Source organism: Collimonas sp., assembly GCF_035566555.1.
Taxonomy (GTDB): domain Bacteria; phylum Pseudomonadota; class Gammaproteobacteria; order Burkholderiales; family Burkholderiaceae_D; genus Collimonas.
In genome coordinates, this window is the sequence record NZ_DATMRB010000156.1 from 1 (window position 1) to 20,642 (window position 20,642).

Consider the following 20,642-nt stretch of genomic DNA (forward strand, 5'->3'; position numbering starts at 1 on the left):
CGCCTGCCACATGCGCCGGAAGGCCAGGCGGAAGCTGTCGGCCAGCGCCGGATCGTGTTCGGTGGCGCCGGTGAAGTAGGCTTCGCTGCCGGTCATTTCGTGCAATATCTGCGGCTCGATATACAGCATCTGGTAAGTCCAGCCGGCCGCAACTTCAGCATGGCCGTCATGCAATTCATCCGGGTTGAGCAGCACCAGGGTGCCGGCCGGGGCCAGGTGCTGGCCGCCCTTGTAGCGGAAGCGCTCGACCCCGCTTTCGATTGCGCCCAGCGAATAGGCGTCATGTACATGCGGGGCGAATTCGTGATCCACCAGCCGCGCCGAATACAATTCCACGCCCGGCAGGTGCGGGCTGGTCTTGAAGGTGACGAATTCGGATGGATGATGGAACACGATAGTTTCTCAGGCGAGCCGCGCCAGGTGACGCCGTACCGACAGTACCGCGCCGGCCAGGCCAAGGCCGGCGCTGATTGCCAGCAGCGCGATGCTGGCCAGCCAGTCGAGCGGTAGCAGGCGGAATTCAGAGGCATACAAACGGGCAAATTCAGAAATCGCCTGGTTCAGGGGCTGCAAACCGAGCGCCACCGCGGCCAGCGCCAGGGCGCCGGCGCACAGGCCAAGCAGCGCGCCGGTGTAATAAAAGGGCCGGTGGATAAAGCTGTCGGTGGCGCCGACCAGCTTGGCCACGGCGATTTCCTCGCGCTGCGTCAGCACTTGCAGGCGCACGGTATTGAACACCACCGCCACCACGACTACTGCCAGGGTCGCCGCCAGGAACAGCAGCACCAGCCGCAGTATGCCGAGCAGGGCCGCCAGCCGCTTGACCCATTCCGAATCGACCTGCACGGTATCGACGCCGGGCAAGGCCTTGAGATCGGCGGCGATGAGATCGATGCGGGCGGCATCGGGCGCGTCATGGAAACCGGCCAGTTTCAGTACATAGGCGTCCGGCAAGGGATTCTGGCCGAGGGTGGTGAGGGCATCGTCCATGCCGGTCTTGTTCTTCAGGCTGATCAAGGCATCTTCGCGCGGAATGAACAGCACCTTGGCTGAGCTGTGATGCTGCTGCAGGATGGCGTCGATCGGCTTGGCCAGTGCGGTGGTCTTGTCGCGTGCCGCATCCAGCGCCATGAAGATGCTGATCTCAGGCTCCACCGCCAGCTGTTCCGAGACCGGCCGGATGTTTTCGATCAGGGTCAGGCCGCCGAACGGCAAGGCCAGCGCAATCGCCACCACCAGCACGTTGAGGGCAAAGCCGCCGGGCGCCTTGAACAGGTGGCGGAAGGCGTCGCTGATGGCGAACAGGTGTTGCCGCAGCCAGCTCTTCATGCCGCACCCCCGGTGTTGCGCACGGCAGAGTTTTGCCAGTGATCGACGATCTGCCCCTGGTCCAGGAACACCACGCGGTTGGCGCTGTTGAGGAACTGCTCGTCATGGGTCGAAATCAGGCAGGTGACGCCGACCGCATGGAAAGATTTGAGCGCATCCAGCACCTTGTTGGCGTTGTCGCGGTCGAGATTGGCGGTCGGTTCGTCGGCCAGGATGATCTGCGGCCGGTTGACGATGGCGCGCGCGATCGACACGCGCTGCTGTTCGCCGCCGGACAGCGCTTGCGGATCGGCCGCCGCCTTGTCCAGCAGACCGACCCGGTCCAGCGCAGCCTGCGCCCGTTTCTCGGCTTCGACCCGGGTGGCGCCGGTGACCAGCAAGGGCAGCATGACATTAGCCAGCACGCTGCGGTCCTGCAGCAGTTTCTGCTGCTGCAGGATCAGGCCGAGATTGCGCCGCAGGTAGGGCAGGCCGGACGATTTCAGCTTGCCGACATTGGCGCCGCTGACCGTCAGGCTGCCGCCGGTGGGACGTTCGATTGCCGCGATCAGGTTCAGCAGGGTGGTTTTGCCGGCGCCGGATGGGCCGGCCAGGAAAATCAGGTCGCCCTTGTTGACCGTCAGCGTGATATCGCGCAGCGCGAACACGTCGCGCGCATATTTCTTGGATACCTGGTTGAATTCAATCATTGCAAATGTTGGCTAGTAGCGATGGCAATACGGCTTGAATGGAAACCCGGAACAACTTCTTTCATCAATTCAGCGCGGTAGGGGGCACGATGCGCCCACCCTACGGTTAACTGAGCAGCGCGTCAACGAAATCGGCAGCATTGAACGGTTGCAAGTCTTCGATCTGCTCGCCGACGCCGATGAAGTACACCGGGATGGCGCGGGTGGTAGCGATGGCAGCCAGCACGCCGCCCTTGGCGGTGCCGTCCAGCTTGGTGATCACCAGCCCGGTCAGGCCCAGCGCATCGTCGAAGGCCTTGACCTGCGCCAGCGCATTCTGGCCGGTATTGCCGTCGATGACCAGCAGGATTTCGTGCGGCGCGGTAGCCATGCCCTTGCCGATCACGCGTTTGATTTTCTTCAGTTCGTCCATCAGGTGCAGCTGGGTCGGCAGGCGGCCGGCGGTATCCACCATGACGACATTGGTGCCGCGCGCCTGCGCCGAATGCACGGCGTCGAAAGCGACCGCCGCCGGATCGCCCGATTCCTGGGCGATCACGGTGACGTTGTTGCGTTCGCCCCAGATCGTCAATTGTTCGCGGGCAGCGGCGCGGAAGGTGTCGCCGGCCGCCAGCAATACCGATTGCTTGTGCGCTTGCAGATGCTTGGCGAGCTTGCCGATGGTGGTGGTCTTGCCGGCGCCGTTGACGCCGGCGATCATGATCACCAGCGGCTGATGCTGGTCCAGCACCAGCGGCTTTTGCAAGGGTGTCAGCAAGTCGATCAGCAAGCTGCGCAGCGCCGCCTTGACCTGGCTCGCTTCGGTCAGCTTTTCTTCCTTGACCTTCTTCTTCAGGGCGTTGAGCAGGAAATGGGTGGCGTCGACGCCGGCATCCGACACCAGCAGGGCCGATTCCAGCTCTTCGTACAGGTCGTCGTCGATCTTGGCGCCGACAAACAGGGTGCTGAGGTTGGACGAGGTCTTGGACAGCCCGCTTTTCAGGCGCGACAGCCAGGAGCGCTTTTGCTCCGCCGCCACCGGCGCCGAGATAATTTCGCTTTCCGCTTCCGCGGCTGCCGGCGGCAGGCTTGCCACGGCAGCCGGGACGACAGCAGGCACAGCGGCAGGCGCAATGTCAGCTGCTACGGCGGGAGCCGCCTCGGCTGGCGCGGTTTCTATCGTTTCTACCTGCGGTAATTCTGCTGCCGGCAAAGGCGCAACTTCGGGTTTCGGTTTTTTCTTGAAGAAACTAAACATCTGAGGCCTGGTCTGTCGGGCGGTGAAAAAGGGTGCGGCGGCGGGCTGTCGGAGCCTGCCGCACAAGAGGTACAATCACCGGCATTCTATCAGAGCAGCGGCTATCGATTTAGGGATAGTCTTGCCAGCCAGCCTCTAAAATAGCTGCCGCAGGCGCCCAGATCGACGAAATCCGGGCAGATTTTTCCATCTTTATTAAAATTAATGAAAAAACCAAGTAGCAAAAAGCCGCCGAAAACGCCGGTACATGCCATCAAGCCGCCTTTGGCGCGCCAGGTCAGGATTATCGGCGGCGCCTGGAAGCGCACGCCGCTGGCGGTGCTGGAATGCGAAGGCTTGCGGCCGACCCCGGACCGGGTGCGCGAAACCCTGTTCAACTGGCTGAACCATTTGCTGGACGGTAACTGGGCCGCGGTGCGCTGCCTGGACCTGTTCGCCGGCACCGGCGCCCTCGGTTTCGAGGCCGCCAGCCGCGGCGCGCTGGAAGTTGTCATGATCGAACACAATACCCCGGCCGCGCGCCAGCTGGAAGCTACCAAGGCTAAGCTGGACGCCGGCCAGGTGCGGGTGCTGCGCAGCGATGCGGCGACCTGGCTCAGCAAAGCCGCCGCGGAAGCCGGGCGTTACGACCTGATTTTCCTGGACCCGCCCTACCAGCAGGGCTGGCTGGAAAAGGTGCTGCCGCTATGCCAGGGTTTGCTGGCCGAACACGGCTTGCTGTATCTGGAGGCGGAGTTTGCGCTGGCTGAGGATGCCTTGCCGGCCTGGCTAGCCGGCTGGCAGCTGCTGCGGGCGGACAAGGCTGGCATGGTGTACTACCACTTGCTAAAAAGGCAAGCTGCTTCGGCCTGAGGCAAATTCAGGCATAATGCGCGATCTGATTGGGGCAAGGGGAAGAAGATGGTCACTGCAGTTTATCCGGGAACGTTCGATCCGCTCACGCGTGGTCACGAAGATTTGGTACGGCGCGCGTCCGGGCTGTTCGACAAACTGGTGGTCGGGGTTGCCGACAGCAAGAACAAGAAACCGTTTTTCTCGCTCGAAGAGCGCCTGTCGATTGCCAACGAGGTGCTCGGCCACTACCCCAATGTGCAGGTGGAAAGCTTTTCCGGCCTGCTCAAGGATTTCGTCCGCCAGCATGACGCCAACGTGATCGTGCGCGGCTTGCGCGCGGTGTCCGACTTTGAGTTCGAGTTCCAGATGGCCGGCATGAACCGCTACCTGCTGCCGGACGTCGAAACCCTGTTCCTGACGCCGTCCGACCAGTACCAGTTCATCTCCGGCACCATCGTGCGCGAAATCGCCACCCTGGGCGGCGATGTCTCCAAGTTTGTCTTCCCTTCGGTTGAAAAGTGGCTGAAGGAAAAGCTCGACGCCCAGCAGCCTTAAGCGGTTTCCCAGCAAAAAGAATAAAATGGCGGGAGCAGGACGGGATTTCCCGTTGTGCTTCGGCCCCCGCCGTATTTTGAATAGAGTAGTGCAATGGCTTTACTGATCACCGATGACTGCATCAATTGCGACGTGTGCGAGCCCGAGTGCCCGAACGGTGCGATCTATATGGGGCCGCTGATTTACGAAATCGACCCGCACAAGTGCACCGAATGCGTCGGCCATTTCAATGAACCGCAATGCCAGCAGGTTTGTCCGGTCAGCTGCATTCCGCTGGACCCGGCCTGGCGCGAATCCAAAGAACAGCTGCAAGCCAAGTACGAGCGCCTGCAGGCTGAACTGGCCGCGCCCGCCGCCGCCAAGCAACCGTAATTCCCCTCTGCGAATCAGGAATCGGCACTATGCCGATTTCGTCATCTATTGCATGGCGTAGCAGCAAGACAGCGCCGTCCGCGCCGACTACGCTGTCGGTATGGAAAAAATCTCGATTCTCGATTCCCACACCGGCGGTGAACCCACCCGCCTGGTGCTGGCTGGCGGCCCCGATCTTGGCGAAGGGCCTTTGTCCGAACGGTTGCAGCTGCTGCGCTCGGAGCATGACCGCCTGCGCGTCGCCACCGTGTGCGAGCCGCGCGGCTCGGATGTGCTGGTCGGTGCGCTGCTGTGCCAGCCGCAAGATCCGGCCTGCACCGCCGGTGTCATTTTTTTCAATAACGTCGGCTATCTCGGCATGTGCGGCCACGGCACCATCGGGCTGGTAGCGTCGCTGGCTTACCTAGGTCGTATCGGCCCTGGCCGCTACCGCATCGAAACGCCGGTCGGCGTGGTCGAGACCGAGCTGCATGCCGACGCCAGCGTCACCGTGCACAATATCCCTGCCTACCGCTGGCGCCAGGACGTCGCCCTGCAAGTACCAGGCTACGGCCGCGTGACGGGCGACATCGCCTGGGGCGGCAACTGGTTTTTCCTGGTCGGCGAACACGGGCTGGAAGTGCGGCAAGAGAACCTCGCCGCCCTCAGCGCTTTTGCCCAGGCGGTGCGCGCCGCGCTGGAACTGGCCGGCATCAGCGGCGCCGCCGGCGCAGCGATCGATCACATCGAATTGTTCGGTCCGGCGCAGCAAGCCGGCAACCACAGCCGCAATTTCGTGCTCTGTCCCGGCAACGCCTACGACCGCTCGCCCTGCGGCACCGGCACCAGCGCCAAGCTGGCCTGCCTGGCGGCTGACGGCAAGCTGGCCGAGGGCGCTGTCTGGCGCCAGGAAAGCATCATCGGCAGCGTCTTCGAGGCGTCCTACCGGCGCCGGGGCGAACGGATCCTGCCGGCCATCCGCGGCACGGCCCATGTCAACGCCGAGAGCAGCTTCATTTTCCACAAGGACGATCCTTTCGCCTGGGGCATTATTTGAGCATCGATGTCTTGATCGTCGGCGCCGGCATCATCGGCGCCGCCTGCGCCGATGCGCTGGCGGCCGAGGGCCTGGCGGTGACGGTGGTGGAACGCGAAGCCACCGGCAGCGGCGCCACGGCGGCCGGCATGGGGCATCTGGTGGTGATGGACGACAATCCGGCGGAGCTGGCGCTGACCGCCTATTCGCTAGAGCTATGGCGCCAGCTGGCCGACGCCGATCCCGTGGCGCACGAATACAGCGGCTGCGGCAGCCTGTGGATCGCCGCCGACGATGAAGAAATGGCGGCAGCGCACACCAAGCAGATCACCTTGCAAGCACACGGCATCGCCTGCGAGCTGCTGGACGCGGCCGCCTTGTACGCGCATGAGCCGCAGTTGCGGCCTGGCTTGCGCGGCGGCTTGCGCGTCGGCGGCGATGCTATCGTCTATCCGCCGAAAAGCGCCGCATTGCTGCTGGCGCGGGCGCAGCGCCGTGGTGCACAAATGTGCAAAGGACAGGTGCAAGCGCTGACCGGTCACGGCGTGCTGCTGGCCGACGGCCGCGAACTGCGCGCCGGCAAGGTGCTGGTGGCGAACGGCAGCGGGTCCGTGCAGCTGTTGCCTGAACTGCCGATCCGGCCGAAGAAGGGCCATATTGTCGTCACCGATCGCTATCCGGGCCTGATCCGTCATCAGCTGGTCGAACTCGGCTATATCAAAAGCGCGCATGCCGCCAGCGGCGACTCGGTCGCCTTCAACCTGCAGCCGCGTCCGACCGGACAATTGCTGATCGGCTCCTCGCGCCAGTTCGATGTGACGGACAAGGCAGTCGAGCCGGCGATCCTGGCGCGCATGCTGGCGCATGCCGCCAGCTTCGTGCCGGCATTGGCCGCCTTGAACGCCCTGCGCTGCTGGACCGGCTTGCGCGCTGCCAGCAGCGACGGCTTGCCGCTGCTCGGGCCGCATCCGTCGCGGCCAGGCGTCTGGCTGGCGACCGGCCATGAAGGTTTGGGCATTACTACCTCGCTGGCCAGCGCCCAGCTGCTGGCGGCGCAGATCGCCGGCAGGCCGGCGCAGATTCCGATGGCGCCTTATCTGCCGGCGCGCTTCGAGCAACTGAGACTACAAAATGGCTGACGGCGACATCGAAATATTCATCAACGGCAGCAGCGTCAAGGTGGCTACCGCTTGCAGCGTGGCAGCCGCACTCGCCATGGCCTGTGCCCCGGGGATCACGCGGCGATCGGTCAGCGGCATGCTGCGGGCGCCGCTGTGCGGCATGGGCATCTGCCAGGAATGCCGGGTCAGCATAGACGGCCGCGCGCATAGCCTGGCTTGCCAGACTGAATGCGTCGCCGGCATGCGGATAGCAACTGCGCAGGCCGACGCATGACGCATGTGAAGCTGGACATCGTGATCGTCGGCGCTGGGCCGGCCGGACTGGCGGCGGCCAGAAGCGCGGCGCAATCCGGCGCGGCAGTAGCGCTGGTCGACGACAATCCGCGCGCCGGCGGCCAGATCTGGCGCGGCGGCCCGCAACACAGTACGCATCAGGCGAAAGAATTGTGGGACGAACTGCAGCAGATGACGAAAGTGCAGTGGTTCATGCAGAGCCGCGTAGTTGGCGCGGCTGGCGCAGCGCAACTGCTGCTGGAAACGCCGCAGCAGACCTTCACTCTGGCTTATCGCAAACTGATACTGGCGACCGGCGCGCGTGAACGGCTGTTGCCGTTTCCCGGCTGGACGCTGCCCGGCGTGACCGGCGCCGGCGGCTTGCAGGCGCTGGTCAAAGGCGGATATCCGGTGCAGGGCAAGCGCGTCGTCGTGGCCGGCTCCGGACCCTTGCTGCTGGCGGTAGCGGCGACCTTGCGGCAGCAAGGCGCACAGGTATTGCACATACTGGAGCAAAGCAGCTGGCGCAGGCTGGCCGGGTTTGCACTGCAGCTGGGGCGCACGCCTGCCAAGCTGCGCCAGGCCTGGCAATTGCGCAGCCAGCTGGCCGGCGTGCCATATCACGCCGACAGCTATGTATTGCAAGCGCAGGGCGAACAGCAGCTGCGCACAGTGCAGATGATGGTGGCCGGGCAGATTCTGGAGGTGGAGTGCGATTACCTGGCTTGCGGCTACGGCCTGTTGCCGAACACCGAGCTGGCGCAGGCGTTCGGATGCCGCATCGCGGACGGTGCGGTGCAGGTCGATGCGGAGCAGCGCAGCAGCGTGCCGGATGTGTACTGCGCCGGCGAGAGCAGCGGCGTCGGCGGTGTCGACCTGGCGCTGGCCGAAGGACATATCGCCGGCCGCCATGCCGCCGGCGGCGCAGCCGAGCGCCGCTGGCTGGTGCAGCGCCGCAGCCAGCAGGCTTTCGCCAGGCGCCTGGCGAGCGCATTTTCCCTGCGCCCTGAATTGCGCAGCCTATGCACACCCGATACCTTGGTATGCCGCTGCGAGGATGTCGCTTATGGCGTTTTGCAAGAGCACGCCAGCTGGCGCAGTGCGAAACTGCACACGCGCTGCGGCATGGGGCCATGCCAGGGCCGGGTCTGCGGCGGCGCTACCGGCTTCCTGTTTGGCTGGCAGCCGGATGCGGTGCGTTTGCCGATTTCACCGGCGCGCGTTTCCAGCCTGATGGCTTTGGCTGGCGCTGTCCCCGAGGAAAATCCAGGCGCGGGATAGTTATCGCGCTTGCAGCAGCTGCCGGTAGGCGCGCGGCGTAATCCCGACCGTCGCCTTGAACTGGCGCGTAAAAGCGCTGTGATCGTGATAGCCGCAGGCAGCGGCGATCTCGGTGATGCTCTGTTGTCCCGCCAGCAGCGCCGAAGCCGCATCGAGGCGGGTCTTGATAATCATCTGGCGTGGATTCAGCGAAAAGATTCTTTGAAAATAGCGCTCCAGCTGCGCCACTGACAGCGCGGCCAGCTTGGCCAGTTCGCCTATCTGCAGGGGCTGGTCGTAATGGCCGTGGATGAATTGCGCGGCCGCGGCGACGCGTTGATACACCGGATGATTCTTGTCAGGCATAGCGAGGTCGCGCGAAATCCCAGCCATGCCGGCGACGCCGCCGGCATGGTCGCGCAGCACGATCTTGTGCGTGACGCACCAGCCCGGCGCGCGGTTCGGATAGAGATGCAGTTCCAGCTGGTCATGGATGTCGACGCCGGTGCTGAGCACGCGCTGGTCCTGCTGGCTGTAGCTGGCGGCGAATTCGGGCGGGAAGATATCGCTCGCCGTGCGTCCCAGCAAGGCGGCTTTGTCGGCCAGGCCGCAGCGCGCCGCCAGCGTGTGGTTGACCACCAGGTATTCGGCCCGCATGCCCTTGACGAAAAACACCACGTCCGGCAAGGCGTCAAACAGCGTTTCGGCGAAAAATACATTGCCTAGCGCTGCCGCCAGCAGCTTGCGGTCGGCGGCAGTGTCGATCGGTGCGGCGGAATGATTCATGCTGGCAGCGCGGCAGTGGAAGTTGTTTGCATCATACCCTTGTGGCTGGCAGCGGCGTCCCGCTGCCAGCCATTAGATCCAAATATCAGTGCGCAGGAACGGCTACCGGCTCGCCGCCCTTGAACTGATAAATGGTGACCGGCGCGTTTTTCAAGTCATGGCTGGCGTCGAATTCATAGTCGCCGACCACGCCCGCGTATTTCATGGCCGCCAGCACCGGGCCGAATTTGGCCGGCTCGATGGAGCCGGCCTTTTTCATGGCTTCGGCGATCATCAGCATGCCGTCGTAGAAATAGGGGGCGTAAGTCAGCGGCGCCTTGCCGTAGGTTTTCTGGAAATCGCTCAGGAAGGCTTTTTCGCCAGCCTTGTCGCCCAGTACGGTGCCGCCCTGCACGCAATAGACCTTGTCGTTGACGGCGTCGCCGCCAAGCTTGCCGGTTTCGGCATTGCAGATGGCGTCGCCGCCCATCAGGACCACGTCAAGGCCGAGCTGCTTCATCTGGCGCTTCATGGCGGCAGCCTGGGCGAAGTAGCCGCCGTAGAAGATGGCGTCGACCTGCTTGCCCTTGATCGAGGTCAGGATGGCGCTGAATTCGCTCGCCTTGTCGTTGGTGAATTCGCGGCTGACGATCTCGATCTGGCTGGCCTTGGCGGCCTTCAGGAAGGCGTCGGCGACGCCCTGGCCGTAAGCGGTGCGGTCATCGATGACTGCCACCTTTTTCAGTTTCAGCTGCCTGGCCGCATAGACCGCCATGTTGCCGCCCAGCTGGCTGTCGTTGGGATCGAGGCGGAATACCTGTTCATAACCCTGCTGGGTGATGCGCGGGTTGGTGCCGACGGTGGGCATCACCACGCCGGCATCGTTATATACCTTGGAGGCCGGAATCGCCACGCCCGAGTTGTAGGGGCCGAGCACCGCCTTGACCTTGCTGTCCACCAGCTTCTGCGCCACGGCGACGCCGGCTTTCGGATCGCCCTGGTCGTCTTCAGTAAGCAGCTGGAAGCTCAGCACTTTGCCGGCGACCGTGAACTTGCTCTTGTTGAGTTGCTCGACCGCCATCCTGGCGCCGCTTTCATTATCTTTCCCTGCCGGCGCCTGCGGCCCGGTCAGCGGACTGGTCAGACCGATTTTTACGACTTCCTGCGCCGCAGAGGCGGCGCTCAATACCACACTGCAGGCCAGGCAAATTGCTTTGACGGTAAAGCTCATTTTCTTCGCTCCTGAATAGTTTTCTTGGATTTGTACTGATCTGTGCAAGATTCATGCAGAGTTCTGCACAGTATTGGCAACCCCGGCGGATGCTGCCGGCGCGAGCTTTTGCGGGTCGTGTTTTCGCTTCCTTTTTTATGTACGCGTACCTCATTTAAATATATTGCAAATATATTTGCAAGATATTAGTATCGCTTTCATCGATCTTTTTTCAACACCGGTCAATGCACCAGACTGATTCTTTTTCTTCAAGGAGCCGCACATGTCGTCAGCAAAATGGGAAGGCGTATTCCCCGCCGTCACCACCAAGTTCAAGGAAAACGAAGACCTCGACCACGCCGAGATGGAAAAGCATTACGCTTTCCAGATCGACAGCGGTGTGCACGGCCTGGTGACCTGCGGTTCTCTGGGCGAGGCCAGCACGCTGTCGCTGGATGAAAAGCTGGAAGTCACGAAAATCGCCCTGTCGGTAGCCAACGGCCGCGTGCCGGTGCTGGCCAATGTCTCCGAGCTGCGCACCCGCGACGCCGTGCATTTCGCCGAACAGGCGGCCAAGCTGGGCGTGCAAGGACTGATGGTGATGCCGTCGGTGCTGTACGTGGCCGACGCCCGCGAAGCCAAGGACAACCTGCGCACCATCGCCAACGCCGCACAGCTGCCGGTCATGGTGTATAACAATCCGGTGGCCTACCGGGTCGATCTGACGCCGCAGGATTTCGTCGAACTGGCCGATTGCAAATGGCTGGTGGCGATCAAGGAATCGACCGACAACATCCGCCGCATCACCGACCTGCGTAACGTCCTCGGCAACCGCTATCAATTGTTCATGGGCGTCGACGATCTGGCGTTCGAAGCGCTGGCCATCGGCGCCGACGGCTTGCTGGCTGGCGTCGTGGTGGCGTTCCCGAAAGAAACCGTGGCGCTGTACACGCTGATGAAAGCCAAACGCTATGAAGAAGCGCTCAAGCTGTATCAATGGATGACGCCGCTGCTGCATCTGGACGTCTCGACCAAGCTGGTGCAAAACCTCAAGCTGATCGAAGCCATGGCCGGCGTCGGCAATGAAATCGTGCGCCGCCCGCGCCAGCCGTTGGCAGGCGCGGAGCGCGCCAGAGTCGCGGCCGTCATCCAGCACGCCATCGATACCCGTCCCGACCTGAGCCAGTTCAAGCTTGACCGCTAAGCGTTCAATCTGCCGCGCGCGCTGGCCGGACTGCTATCATTTGATCTTGCCTGTGCCGGGAAACAGTACGGGGTAAGCAGAATAGGGATAGCTAAAACACCATGGTCAGCAGTAAAAAAATTGAACGCAGCCTGCCGCCGCCTAAATTACGGGCGGCGGATGTGGCCTACGACACGCTGGAAAACCTGATCGTCACCTTGCAGATCGCGCCTGGCGCACCGATCGTCGAAGCCGACCTGGTGGAGATGACGGGGCACGGCCGCACGCCCTTGCGCGAAGCCTTGATGCGCATGACCTCGAACGGCCTGATCGAGCAGATGCCGCGGCGCGGCCTGATTGTCAGCGACATCGAGGCGGCAGAGCACCTGACCTTGATCGAAACCCGGCGCGTGCTGGACCAGCTGATCGCGCAAAGCGCCGCGCGCAAGGCGACGCCGCAGCAGCGCAAGGATTTGCTGGCTTGCGCCAAGCGCATGGTGGTGGCGGCCAAGAAAGACGACCTCGGCGCTTACATGCAGGCCGACCAGGAACTCGATCACGTGGTGCACGCGGCTTGCCGCAATCCATCGGCGGTGGCCGCGGTGACGCCGCTGATCATCAAATGCCGCCGCTTCTGGTATGCCTTCCAACACGAGGGCGATATTGTGGAAGGCGCCAAATGCCACATGCAGATGGCGGCTTCGGTGGCCGACGGCGATCCGCAGGAAGCGGTGAAAGGCGCCAGCGCCCTGATCGATTACCTCGAGCTGTTTGCGCGCAAAGTCATAGACAACTAAGAAACCTTCACCACGAAAAATCATGCCCATCAGCGGACAATCCATTATTGGCAGCAGCCAGAGCAATAGCCAGGGCGCGCTATTTCACGCATTCGATACGGTGCAGGGCAAGCAGATAGAGCCAGGTTTCCATAGTGCGGGACCGCAGGATGTCGAACGCGCCTGCACGCTGGCGCAAGCCGCTTTCGATATCTATCGCGCAACCGGCCAGGAAGCGCGCGCCGCTTTTCTGGAACAGATTGCCCAGCAGATCCTCGACATTGGCGACGACCTGATCTTGCGCGCGATGGCGGAAAGTGGCTTGCCGCGCGCCCGCCTGGAAGGCGAACGCGGCCGCACGGTGGGACAGTTGCGGCTGTTTGCCGCAGTGCTGCGAGAAGGCTCGTGGAACGATGCCCGCATCGACCCGGCGCTGCCAGACCGTTTGCCGCTGCCGCGTGTCGATCTGCGCTTGCGCAATATTGCTGTCGGACCGGTGGCGGTGTTCGGCGCCAGCAATTTCCCGCTGGCGTTTTCGGTGGCGGGCGGCGATACCGCTGCCGCGCTGGCGGCGGGCTGTCCGGTGGTGGTCAAGGCGCATCCGGCCCATCCGGGCACCTCGGAACTGGTCGGACGCGCCGTGCAGAAGGCGGTCGCGGCCTGCCATCTGCCGGAGGGTGTGTTTTCACTGCTGACCGGCATCGGCAATGCGTTGGGAACTGCATTGGTGCAAAATCCATGCATACAGGCAGTGGGCTTTACCGGTTCGCGCCAGGGCGGTCTGGCCTTGATGCAAGTGGCGGCGGCGCGGCCGCAGCCGATCCCGGTGTATGCCGAAATGAGCAGCATCAATCCGGTTTATCTGTTGCCGGCGGCGCTGGCCGCGCGCGGCGAAGCCATCGCCAAAGGTTTCGCCGATTCGGTCACGCTGGGGGCCGGCCAGTTTTGCACCAATCCGGGTCTGGTGCTGGGCCTGGCCGGCGCCGACTTCGACCGTTTTGCGCAACTGGCCGGCGCAGAACTGACGCAGCGCAGCGCGGCGGCCATGCTGACCGCCGGCATTCATGCGGCTTATGAACAAGGCGTAGCGACGCTGGCGGCGCAGGATGATGTCAGGCGGCTGGCGCAGGGAGCCGCTGCCGACGGCTGCCGCGCGGTACCGGCTTTATTCGTCACCAGCGCGGCGGCTTTCCTGGCGAATCCGCTGTTGAGCGCGGAAATATTCGGACCGGTCTCCTTGCTGGTAGCGTGCACAAATGAGGCGGAACTACTGCAAGTCAGCGAGCAGCTGGAAGGGCAGCTGACCGTCACCTTGCAAATGGACGATGATGACAAGGCGCTCGTGCGCCGCCTGTTGCCGGTACTGGAGCGCAAGGCCGGCCGCATCCTGGCCAATGGCTTTCCTACCGGCGTTGAGGTGTCGCATGCAATGGTCCACGGCGGGCCGTTCCCGGCGACTTCGGACAGCCGCAGCACCTCGGTCGGCAGCGCGGCGATTTACCGCTTTCTGCGCCCAGTGTCCTACCAGAATCTGGCCCAGGACTTGTTGCCGGCTGCGCTGCAGGACGCCAATCCGCTGGCCATCTGGCAGCGGCGCGATGGCCAGCTGGACAAATAGGTTGTTCAGACTTCTCTGTGGATAAAGGGGACGTTATCGTGGATGGCTTGCCAAGAGGTAGGGTGGGCACGCTTTTGTGCCCACGCTGTGTCGGTATCCGCGTGGGCACAAAAGCGTGCCCACCCTACGCACGAAAGCATCTTTTTCACCCATAGAGAAGTCAGATGGATCGAAAAATAAGGCTCAGAAATCCAGCTCAAGCGTCATTTCCTGGCCGACGCGCAGGATTTCGCCGGCGCCGTCCTGCAAGATGGCATTGACGCCAAAGGTAGGCGCGCCGTCGACGCGCGGATTGCCGCGATAGGTCAGCAGGATATCCATGGGATCAGGGCCGAATTCACCGGTAGCCTGGTCGACCGAGGGCATCGGGCAGCGTGTGCAAGGCTTGACCGGTCGCAGGCGCACCGGGCCGGCTTCGATCATTGCGGCAAAATCTTCTTCAAACGCGTCCACGCCGTCGATCACAATATTCGGGCGATAGCGGTTCATCGGCACCGCGGCACGGCCCTGGGCCTGCAACTTCTGGTTCAAGTCATCCAGCGAACCCTGCGAAATCACGAGCATCGGAAAGCCGTCGGGGAAACGGGTCGGGACATCCGCATCGTCCGTCCATTTCTTGCTGGCCAGCCGTTTGACGGCGGGATCGAAGCGCACCAGCCGGCAAGGCTGGCCGAGCACTTGCGAGAACCAGCGGCCGGCCTTGTCGCCGCAATCGTGGGCGTGAAGCTGGTCGTCCCAGATGGTGACTGCGATGGCTGGCGCCAGTCCGGCTGCCAGCGGCGCGGTGGCAATCTCCAGCGGCAGCATGCCGGGCGCCTGCAGGAGCATGGCGCCGCCCTGCAAGGCTGGCACGATCAACGCCATCCGCGGGTGACTGCGTTGCGACAGGAATTGCCCGGCGCTGTCGACTACCATCCATTCGCGGTCATGCACCTGTTCATGGTTGAGGCCGGCGGCGCTCACGGTTGCCGCCTGCAGGGCAATGCCGGCGCAGGATTTGATCGGGTATAGCGTCAGCGTGGCAATGGTCGGCATCGCTTCTTATTCCTTTATGCTTGATTCAGCCAGGATGGCGCTTAGCCAGTTCTGGAAATCCCTAATTGTAGTTGTCTTTGTGGTATCGAAGGGCGAGACCGAGAAATAACTGCCGCGCGCCGGCGCCGTGATGTCGAACAGACGCACCAGGCGGCCGCTGGCCAGGTGATTGTGCACCAGGCAGCTGCGCGCCAGCGCAATGCCCTGGTCGGCGGCGGCGGCATCCAGCAGATGCATGGGGTCGTCGTAGACCGGTCCGCTTTGCGGTTCATGCTGCTGGATGCCGGCCGCGGTAAACCATGGTTCCCAGCCGCCATGGTGGGCAAAGCGCAAAAGGGGATGGTGCGGCAGGTCTTGCGGCGCGAGGCCTGGATGGCTGGCGGCGAACGCCGGGCTGCACACCGGGAAAATGACTTCCTTGAGCAAGCGTTCGTAGCGGTGATTCTTGTGGCCGGCGCGGCCGTACCAGATGGCGACGTCGGCGTCGCTGAAATCCAGTTCGCTCAGTTCGTGGGTGCTGCGCAAGCTGATGTTGATGTGCGGGTGCTGCTGGTGGAATGCAGCCAGGCGCGGCACCAGCCAGGCGCTGGCGAACGAGGGCGGAACGCTGACGCGCAGTGCTTGCGCCGCGCGCCGGGCTTCAACCCGACCTATGTGCAGGGCACGGTCAAGTGTCGTCAGCGCCTGCCGTATTTCTCCGGCCAGCAAACGGCCGCTGTCGGTCAGCACCATCTGGCGGCCTTCGCGCTGGAACAGCTTGCGCCCGGTGCGCTGCTCCAGGGCGCGGATCTGGTGGCTGATGGCGCTATGGGTCAGGCTCAGCTCTTCGCCGGCGCGGGTGTAGTTGCCGAGGCGGGCGGCAGCTTCAAAGGCGCGCAGGGTCTGGGTGGGCGGCAGGTGTTCGAACATGGCGGCAGGGGGGCTGAGCGGAGGATTCTGGTTGATCGGTTAATTCTATTCACATATAAGGATAAAACACTTCGCTGGCCTTCGCACGGCTTGCTCTCTAGTATCGACATATTCTGTTCCTATTAGTGATCTGCCATGAAACTCGCTACCCGTGTGTTCCTGATATTTTCTTCAGGCTATTTCATCTCTTACCTGGCGCGCGGCATCAATCTGCCGTTGGCGCCGCTGCTCAGCAGCGAACTCGGCCTGTCGCCGGCGCAGCTGGGTTTGCTGACCAGTCTTTACTTCTTTGCCTTTGCTGCTTGCCAGCTGCCTTTGGGGCTGCTGCTGGATCGTTTCGGCCCGCGCCGGGTGCTGGCCTGTCTGCTGCTGGTGGCTGCGACCGGCGCGCTGGTGTCGGCCAATGCACATGGCTTCAGCAGCCTGCTGATCGGCCGCCTGTTGCTGGGGATCGGGACTTCTGCTTGCCTGATGGCTGGCCTGAAGGCGATCGTGGCCTGGTTTCCGCACGATCACCTGCCTTTGATGAACGGCGCCATTTATGCAATCGGCGGCCTGGGAGCAGTGGCGACCGGCACTCCGATTGCCTGGGTGCTTGGGCTGACTACCTGGCGCGTGCTGTTTGCGGTGGTGGCGGGCTTGATTTTGCTGATCGTGCTGGCGCTGTTCACGCTGGTGCCGGAGAAGGATGAGCAGCATCCTAAAACTACGCTGGGGGCGCAGTTGCGCGATATCGGCGGGATTTTCCGCAGTGGGGTGTTCTGGCGTACTGCGCCGTTTGTCATGGCTAGCCAGGGTGTGTTTCTTGGGGTGCAGGGTTTGTGGGCGGGTCCTTATTTGCGGGATGTGGGTGGCTTGGCTGCGGGCGCGGCGGCAAATATCGTGGCGCTGGTGGGTTTGGCGATGGTGCTGGGGGCGGTGGGTTCGGGCTGGCTGGGGCGCCGTTTGCAGCGGCGGGGGATTTCTTTGCATGTCACGGCGGGGGCGGGGATGCTTCTGTTCATGCTGGCGCAGTTGCTGATTTTGCTTGATGCGCCGTTGCCGGGCTGGCTGTTGTGGGGAATGTATGGGGTGTTCGGGACCTCTGGCGTGTTGTCTTATGCGGCGCTGGTGCGTGAATTTCCGGCGCATCTTGCGGGGCGGGTCAGTACCGGTCTGACCTTGGCGATTTTTGCGGGGGCGTTTGTGGTGCAGTATGGATTCGGCTTGTTGCTGAATGCGTGGCCGCATGATGGCGGTGGTTATGCGGTGGTGGCGCATCGGGCGTCGTGGATGATTGCACTTGCAGTGCAACTGGCTGCAGGCGCCTGGTTCTGCCGTCCGTTGCGAGCCGTAGCGACACGAGCAACCAACCAAGCGGCTTAGCATCACTGGTAGTCCATCCGCCGCGCAGTCAAATGGGGTCGGAGTTTTTTTTCGCGGTTTTTTGCGAAAATTACTCTGACCCCATTTGACGTTCTACGGAGCGCATGTCTTGGCATACTAAGAACGATCTGCGGGTTGTTAACATCGTAGCTACTCCGTGGATGCTAGCCGGGGGTGGCCCGGCAGCCAGTCACTTTTTCTTGCTTCGCCAAGAAAAAGTAACCAAAAAGAAGGCGACCGCACAGCCGTTGCCCGCCTTCGGCGGGTCCCCAAATCCGGCGCGTGTCAGCCGGGTGGGGGACAAAACTCGCCTTCGGCTCAAACATGTCCCCCACAATTCCCGGCTGACACGCGCCGGATTTGGCAACGTCAGCATGCGGGGTACTTCAAAAGCAACGGCAACGGCAACTTCAAAAACAACCCCAACGTCAACAGCAACCCCAACGTTTAAAATCAGCGCAGCATAAAGGACATGGCCGACATGCTGTTCAGTATGCGTACCGCATACTGGACGGATGGCGCCGAGAACGTCAGGTTGACGCCGTCGACTCTTTCCACCACCGGCAGCAGGCAGAACAGATCGGCCAGCGCCGGGCTGTTGGTTTGCAGGCGGCAGGTGATGGTCGGCTGCAGGATAAAGGGACGGCAGTCGGCCAGCTTGCCGACTGCCGCCTTGGCCCCTGCGCCCAGCGCCGCCAGGGCGCTCTGCGGCGACAGCGATGTGCCGCTGGCGGCGCCTTCCGCGGTCTTGACGCTGACCAGCGTGGCTTGCGGGAACAGCGGCTGGTTCTCTGCTACGAAAACATTGTCGCCGCTGCCGAAAATCACCGGCACGCCAAATTCCCCGGCCAGTGCGCCGTAGATGCCGGCTTCGCCTAGTTCCTGGTCATTGAGCCAGATGCGGGCAAAGGAAAAACCGTTGATGGTGTGCGCCAGGATGCCGCGGCTTTGCGCGCGGCCGTGGTAGCCGACCATCATCACGCCGTCCACGCCGCTGTCGACGCCGCTCATCATGCCCAGTAGGCGCGGCTTGCCGAGGATCTGGCTGGCGGCGGGATGCAGCAGGTCGGGCAGCAGGTTGCGGAAACCGCCGTGCGAATCGTTGACCAGGATCTCGCTGGCGCCGCCGGCCAGCGCGCCTTCGATCACGGCATTGGCCTCGGCGGTCATCAGGCGCCGCGCGCGTTCATATTCGGGATTGCCGGCACGGGTTTGTTCTACGTTAAAAACGCCTGCAACGCCTTCAATATCAACGGAAATCAGTATCTTCATTGTCTTTTCAGATTCTAGGTTGGTAACCCGGCTGCGAGCTCGGAGAGGGAAAGCCGTTGATGGCCGTCGCGGCCGCTGACGGTCTGCGCGGCAAACAGAGCATTGACGATAGCTTGCTCGGTGCTGTCGGCCACCGCTTCAAACAGCGGATCGAGCAGACTGTCGTGCAGACATGCGTTCTGGCGGATGGCCTCGTGCGGACGGTAAGGCACGGTCTGGGCCGTGGAAAACGCCAGCGCCAGGTCGCCGCTGCCATGGCCGTAGATCGAGCCGGTGCGGCCCAGGCCAATGCCGCAGCGCGTCGCCAGCCGTCCCAGCTGGCGCGCATCCAGCGGCGCGTCGGTGGCGATGATCATGATGATGGAACCCATCTCCGGCGTCTCGCCGGCCATCTGGCGCAGCGCCAGCAGTTGCGGGCCGACATGCTGGCCGGCCAGGGTCAAGGCCGGCAGCTTGCCGAAGTTGGACAGCACCAGCGCGCCGACGCAGTACCGATTGCCGCCGACTTCGGCATAACGCGAAGCGGAACCGATGCCGCCCTTGAGGTCGAAGCTGGACATGCCGCGGCCGGCGCCGACTGCGCCCTGGGCAAATTCGGGAGCCGCGCTATCCAGCGCTTGCCGGTAATGCTCGGCCGTGACGGCCATCGCCTGGATATCGTTCAGGTAGCCGTCATTGCATTCAAATACCAGTGGATTGATGGTGGGATCGCTGCGGCCGATTTCCGGATTGCCATCGATGGCAGAGCGGATCTGCGCAGTCGCCACGGCGCCGACCGAGAGCGTATTGGTCAGCGCGATCGGCGTTTCCAGCACGCCCAGCTCTTGCACCTGCAGCAGGCCGATGCTTTTGCCGAAGCCGTTGAATACAGTGGCCGCGGCCGGCAGCTTGTCGCGGAACAGATCGCCGCCATGCGGCCGGATCACCGTCACGCCGGTCTGGATCGCGCCCTGCGCCAGGGTAGCGTGGCCGACCGTGACGCCGGCCACATCGCTGATGGCGTTGAGCGGGCCGGCCGGCAAGCGGCCGATATGCGGCAGCGTCAGCATCAGCGGCGGTCGATCTTCGGATCCAGGGCGTCGCGCAAGCCGTCGCCGAGGAGATTGAAAGCCAGCACCGTCAGGAAAATCGCCAGGCTGGGAAAAATCGCGATATGCGGCGCGGTCATCATGTCCGAGCGCGCCTCGTTCAGCATCGCGCCCCATTCCGGCATCGGCGGCTGTGCGCCCATGCCGAGGAAGGACAGGCCGGCGGCAGTGATGATGGAAGTGCCGATACGCATGGTGAAATACACCACCACGCCCGATATCGTGCCCGGGAAGATATGGCGCAGGATGATCGTGAAATCATTGGCGCCGATGCTGCGCACTGCTTCGATGAAAGTCAGGTGCTTGAGCGCCAAGGTATTGCCGCGCACCAGACGGGCAAACGTCGGGATGCTGAAAATCGCCACGGCAAAGATCACGTTGCTCATGCCGCTGCCGAGGATCGCCACGATGCCGATCGCCAGCAAGATGCCGGGAAAGGCGAACAGGACGTCGCAGATGCGCATGATGATGCGGTCGGCCCAGCCTTCGTAGTAGCCGGCGACCAGGCCGGCCAGGGTGCCGACCACGGCGCCCACCGCCACCGACAGGAAGCCGGCAGCCAGCGAAATCCGCGTGCCCATCAGGATGCGGCTGAAAATGTCGCGCCCCAGCGAATCGACGCCGAACCAGTGCGCCAGCGACGGCGCGGCATTCAAGGCGTCGTAGTCGAAATAGTTCTCGGCGTCGTAAGGCACGATCCAGGGTGCGGCGATCGCCACCACGATCAGGAACAATA

At 63.1% G+C, this 20,642-nt stretch carries 22 protein-coding genes; 11 read left to right on the top strand and 11 right to left on the bottom strand.

The window, feature by feature from the left end; translation table 11 throughout:
- The 4 genes from VNZ65_RS19190 to ftsY all read right to left on the bottom strand — a co-directional run.
- On the bottom strand, nt 1–393 hold a 393-nt coding region (locus VNZ65_RS19190; RefSeq protein ID WP_325671848.1), incomplete at its 3' end, for an AraC family ligand binding domain-containing protein.
- Between the two features lie 9 nt (nt 394–402).
- Nucleotides 403–1,329, bottom strand: coding sequence for a permease-like cell division protein FtsX (gene ftsX / locus VNZ65_RS19195; RefSeq protein ID WP_325671850.1), 927 nt, complete (start codon nt 1,327–1,329; stop codon nt 403–405).
- Nucleotides 1,326–2,018: a cell division ATP-binding protein FtsE gene (locus tag VNZ65_RS19200; RefSeq protein WP_325671852.1), complete on the bottom strand. Its 693-nt coding sequence runs from the start codon at nt 2,016–2,018 to the stop codon at nt 1,326–1,328. Before VNZ65_RS19200 ends, ftsX begins: the two co-directional genes overlap by 4 nt.
- A 106-nt stretch (nt 2,019–2,124) precedes the next feature.
- Complete coding sequence (ftsY, locus tag VNZ65_RS19205; protein WP_325671854.1) at nt 2,125–3,255, bottom strand: signal recognition particle-docking protein FtsY; 1,131 nt, start codon at nt 3,253–3,255, stop codon at nt 2,125–2,127.
- Nucleotides 3,256–3,459: 204 nt separating this feature from the next.
- Between ftsY and rsmD the strand changes: the two genes are divergently transcribed.
- From rsmD to VNZ65_RS19240, 7 genes are all read left to right on the top strand, one after another.
- The gene (gene rsmD, locus VNZ65_RS19210; protein ID WP_325671856.1) at nt 3,460–4,107 is read left to right on the top strand and encodes a 16S rRNA (guanine(966)-N(2))-methyltransferase RsmD; all 648 of its coding nucleotides are present in this window, start codon (nt 3,460–3,462) and stop codon (nt 4,105–4,107) included.
- Between the two features lie 48 nt (nt 4,108–4,155).
- Complete coding sequence (gene coaD, locus VNZ65_RS19215) at nt 4,156–4,644, top strand: pantetheine-phosphate adenylyltransferase (protein ID WP_038485166.1); 489 nt, start codon at nt 4,156–4,158, stop codon at nt 4,642–4,644.
- Nucleotides 4,645–4,737: 93 nt separating this feature from the next.
- The gene (locus tag VNZ65_RS19220; protein WP_325671858.1) at nt 4,738–5,016 is read left to right on the top strand and encodes a YfhL family 4Fe-4S dicluster ferredoxin; all 279 of its coding nucleotides are present in this window, start codon (nt 4,738–4,740) and stop codon (nt 5,014–5,016) included.
- A gap of 100 nt (nt 5,017–5,116) precedes the next feature.
- Nucleotides 5,117–6,052 (top strand): 4-hydroxyproline epimerase, encoded by a 936-nt coding sequence (locus VNZ65_RS19225; RefSeq protein ID WP_325671860.1) that lies wholly within the window; start codon nt 5,117–5,119, stop codon nt 6,050–6,052.
- Nucleotides 6,049–7,170, top strand: a complete 1,122-nt coding sequence (locus VNZ65_RS19230; RefSeq protein ID WP_325671862.1) for an FAD-binding oxidoreductase — start codon at nt 6,049–6,051, stop codon at nt 7,168–7,170. Before VNZ65_RS19225 ends, VNZ65_RS19230 begins: the two co-directional genes overlap by 4 nt.
- Nucleotides 7,163–7,426 (top strand): 2Fe-2S iron-sulfur cluster-binding protein, encoded by a 264-nt coding sequence (locus VNZ65_RS19235; protein WP_325671864.1) that lies wholly within the window; start codon nt 7,163–7,165, stop codon nt 7,424–7,426. The genes VNZ65_RS19230 and VNZ65_RS19235 overlap by 8 nt, the downstream gene beginning before the upstream one ends.
- Nucleotides 7,423–8,706 (top strand): FAD/NAD(P)-binding oxidoreductase, encoded by a 1,284-nt coding sequence (locus VNZ65_RS19240; protein WP_325671866.1) that lies wholly within the window; start codon nt 7,423–7,425, stop codon nt 8,704–8,706. The genes VNZ65_RS19235 and VNZ65_RS19240 overlap by 4 nt, the downstream gene beginning before the upstream one ends.
- Here VNZ65_RS19240 and VNZ65_RS19245 read toward each other — a convergent pair whose 3' ends face one another.
- Both VNZ65_RS19245 and VNZ65_RS19250 read right to left on the bottom strand, forming a co-directional pair.
- Nucleotides 8,707–9,471, bottom strand: coding sequence for an AraC family transcriptional regulator (locus VNZ65_RS19245; RefSeq protein ID WP_325671868.1), 765 nt, complete (start codon nt 9,469–9,471; stop codon nt 8,707–8,709).
- A gap of 85 nt (nt 9,472–9,556) precedes the next feature.
- A complete protein-coding gene (locus tag VNZ65_RS19250; protein WP_325671870.1) occupies nt 9,557–10,681 on the bottom strand; it encodes a branched-chain amino acid ABC transporter substrate-binding protein in 1,125 nt (374 codons plus the stop codon).
- A gap of 262 nt (nt 10,682–10,943) precedes the next feature.
- On the opposite strand from VNZ65_RS19250, the gene VNZ65_RS19255 reads away from it, so the two are divergent.
- The 3 genes from VNZ65_RS19255 to VNZ65_RS19265 all read left to right on the top strand — a co-directional run bounded on the left by VNZ65_RS19255 (nt 10,944) and on the right by VNZ65_RS19265 (nt 14,237).
- The gene (locus VNZ65_RS19255; RefSeq protein WP_325671872.1) at nt 10,944–11,864 is read left to right on the top strand and encodes a dihydrodipicolinate synthase family protein; all 921 of its coding nucleotides are present in this window, start codon (nt 10,944–10,946) and stop codon (nt 11,862–11,864) included.
- Nucleotides 11,865–11,965: 101 nt separating this feature from the next.
- Entirely contained in the window at nt 11,966–12,640 is a 675-nt protein-coding gene (locus VNZ65_RS19260) for a GntR family transcriptional regulator (RefSeq protein ID WP_325671874.1), read from the top strand.
- A 22-nt stretch (nt 12,641–12,662) separates the two neighbouring features.
- A complete protein-coding gene (locus tag VNZ65_RS19265) occupies nt 12,663–14,237 on the top strand; it encodes an aldehyde dehydrogenase (NADP(+)) (protein WP_325671876.1) in 1,575 nt (524 codons plus the stop codon).
- 183 nt (nt 14,238–14,420) lie between these two features.
- On the opposite strand, the gene VNZ65_RS19270 is transcribed toward VNZ65_RS19265, so the two are convergent.
- Together VNZ65_RS19270 and gcvA are read right to left on the bottom strand one after the other, a co-directional pair.
- Complete coding sequence (locus VNZ65_RS19270) at nt 14,421–15,272, bottom strand: MOSC domain-containing protein (protein WP_325671878.1); 852 nt, start codon at nt 15,270–15,272, stop codon at nt 14,421–14,423.
- 6 nt (nt 15,273–15,278) lie between these two features.
- Nucleotides 15,279–16,181 (bottom strand): transcriptional regulator GcvA, encoded by a 903-nt coding sequence (gcvA, locus tag VNZ65_RS19275; RefSeq protein ID WP_325671880.1) that lies wholly within the window; start codon nt 16,179–16,181, stop codon nt 15,279–15,281.
- A gap of 135 nt (nt 16,182–16,316) precedes the next feature.
- Between gcvA and VNZ65_RS19280 the strand changes: the two genes are divergently transcribed.
- A complete protein-coding gene (locus VNZ65_RS19280; protein ID WP_325671882.1) occupies nt 16,317–17,546 on the top strand; it encodes an MFS transporter in 1,230 nt (409 codons plus the stop codon).
- A 453-nt stretch (nt 17,547–17,999) separates the two neighbouring features.
- Here VNZ65_RS19280 and VNZ65_RS19285 read toward each other — a convergent pair whose 3' ends face one another.
- From VNZ65_RS19285 to gsiD, 3 genes are all read right to left on the bottom strand, one after another.
- Nucleotides 18,000–18,818 (bottom strand): M55 family metallopeptidase, encoded by an 819-nt coding sequence (locus tag VNZ65_RS19285; protein WP_325671884.1) that lies wholly within the window; start codon nt 18,816–18,818, stop codon nt 18,000–18,002.
- 14 nt (nt 18,819–18,832) lie between these two features.
- Complete coding sequence (locus tag VNZ65_RS19290) at nt 18,833–19,867, bottom strand: P1 family peptidase (RefSeq protein ID WP_325671886.1); 1,035 nt, start codon at nt 19,865–19,867, stop codon at nt 18,833–18,835.
- Nucleotides 19,867–20,642 (bottom strand): glutathione ABC transporter permease GsiD (gene gsiD / locus VNZ65_RS19295; protein WP_325671888.1); only part of this gene is annotated, 776 nt, incomplete at its 5' end. The genes gsiD and VNZ65_RS19290, both read right to left, overlap by 1 nt.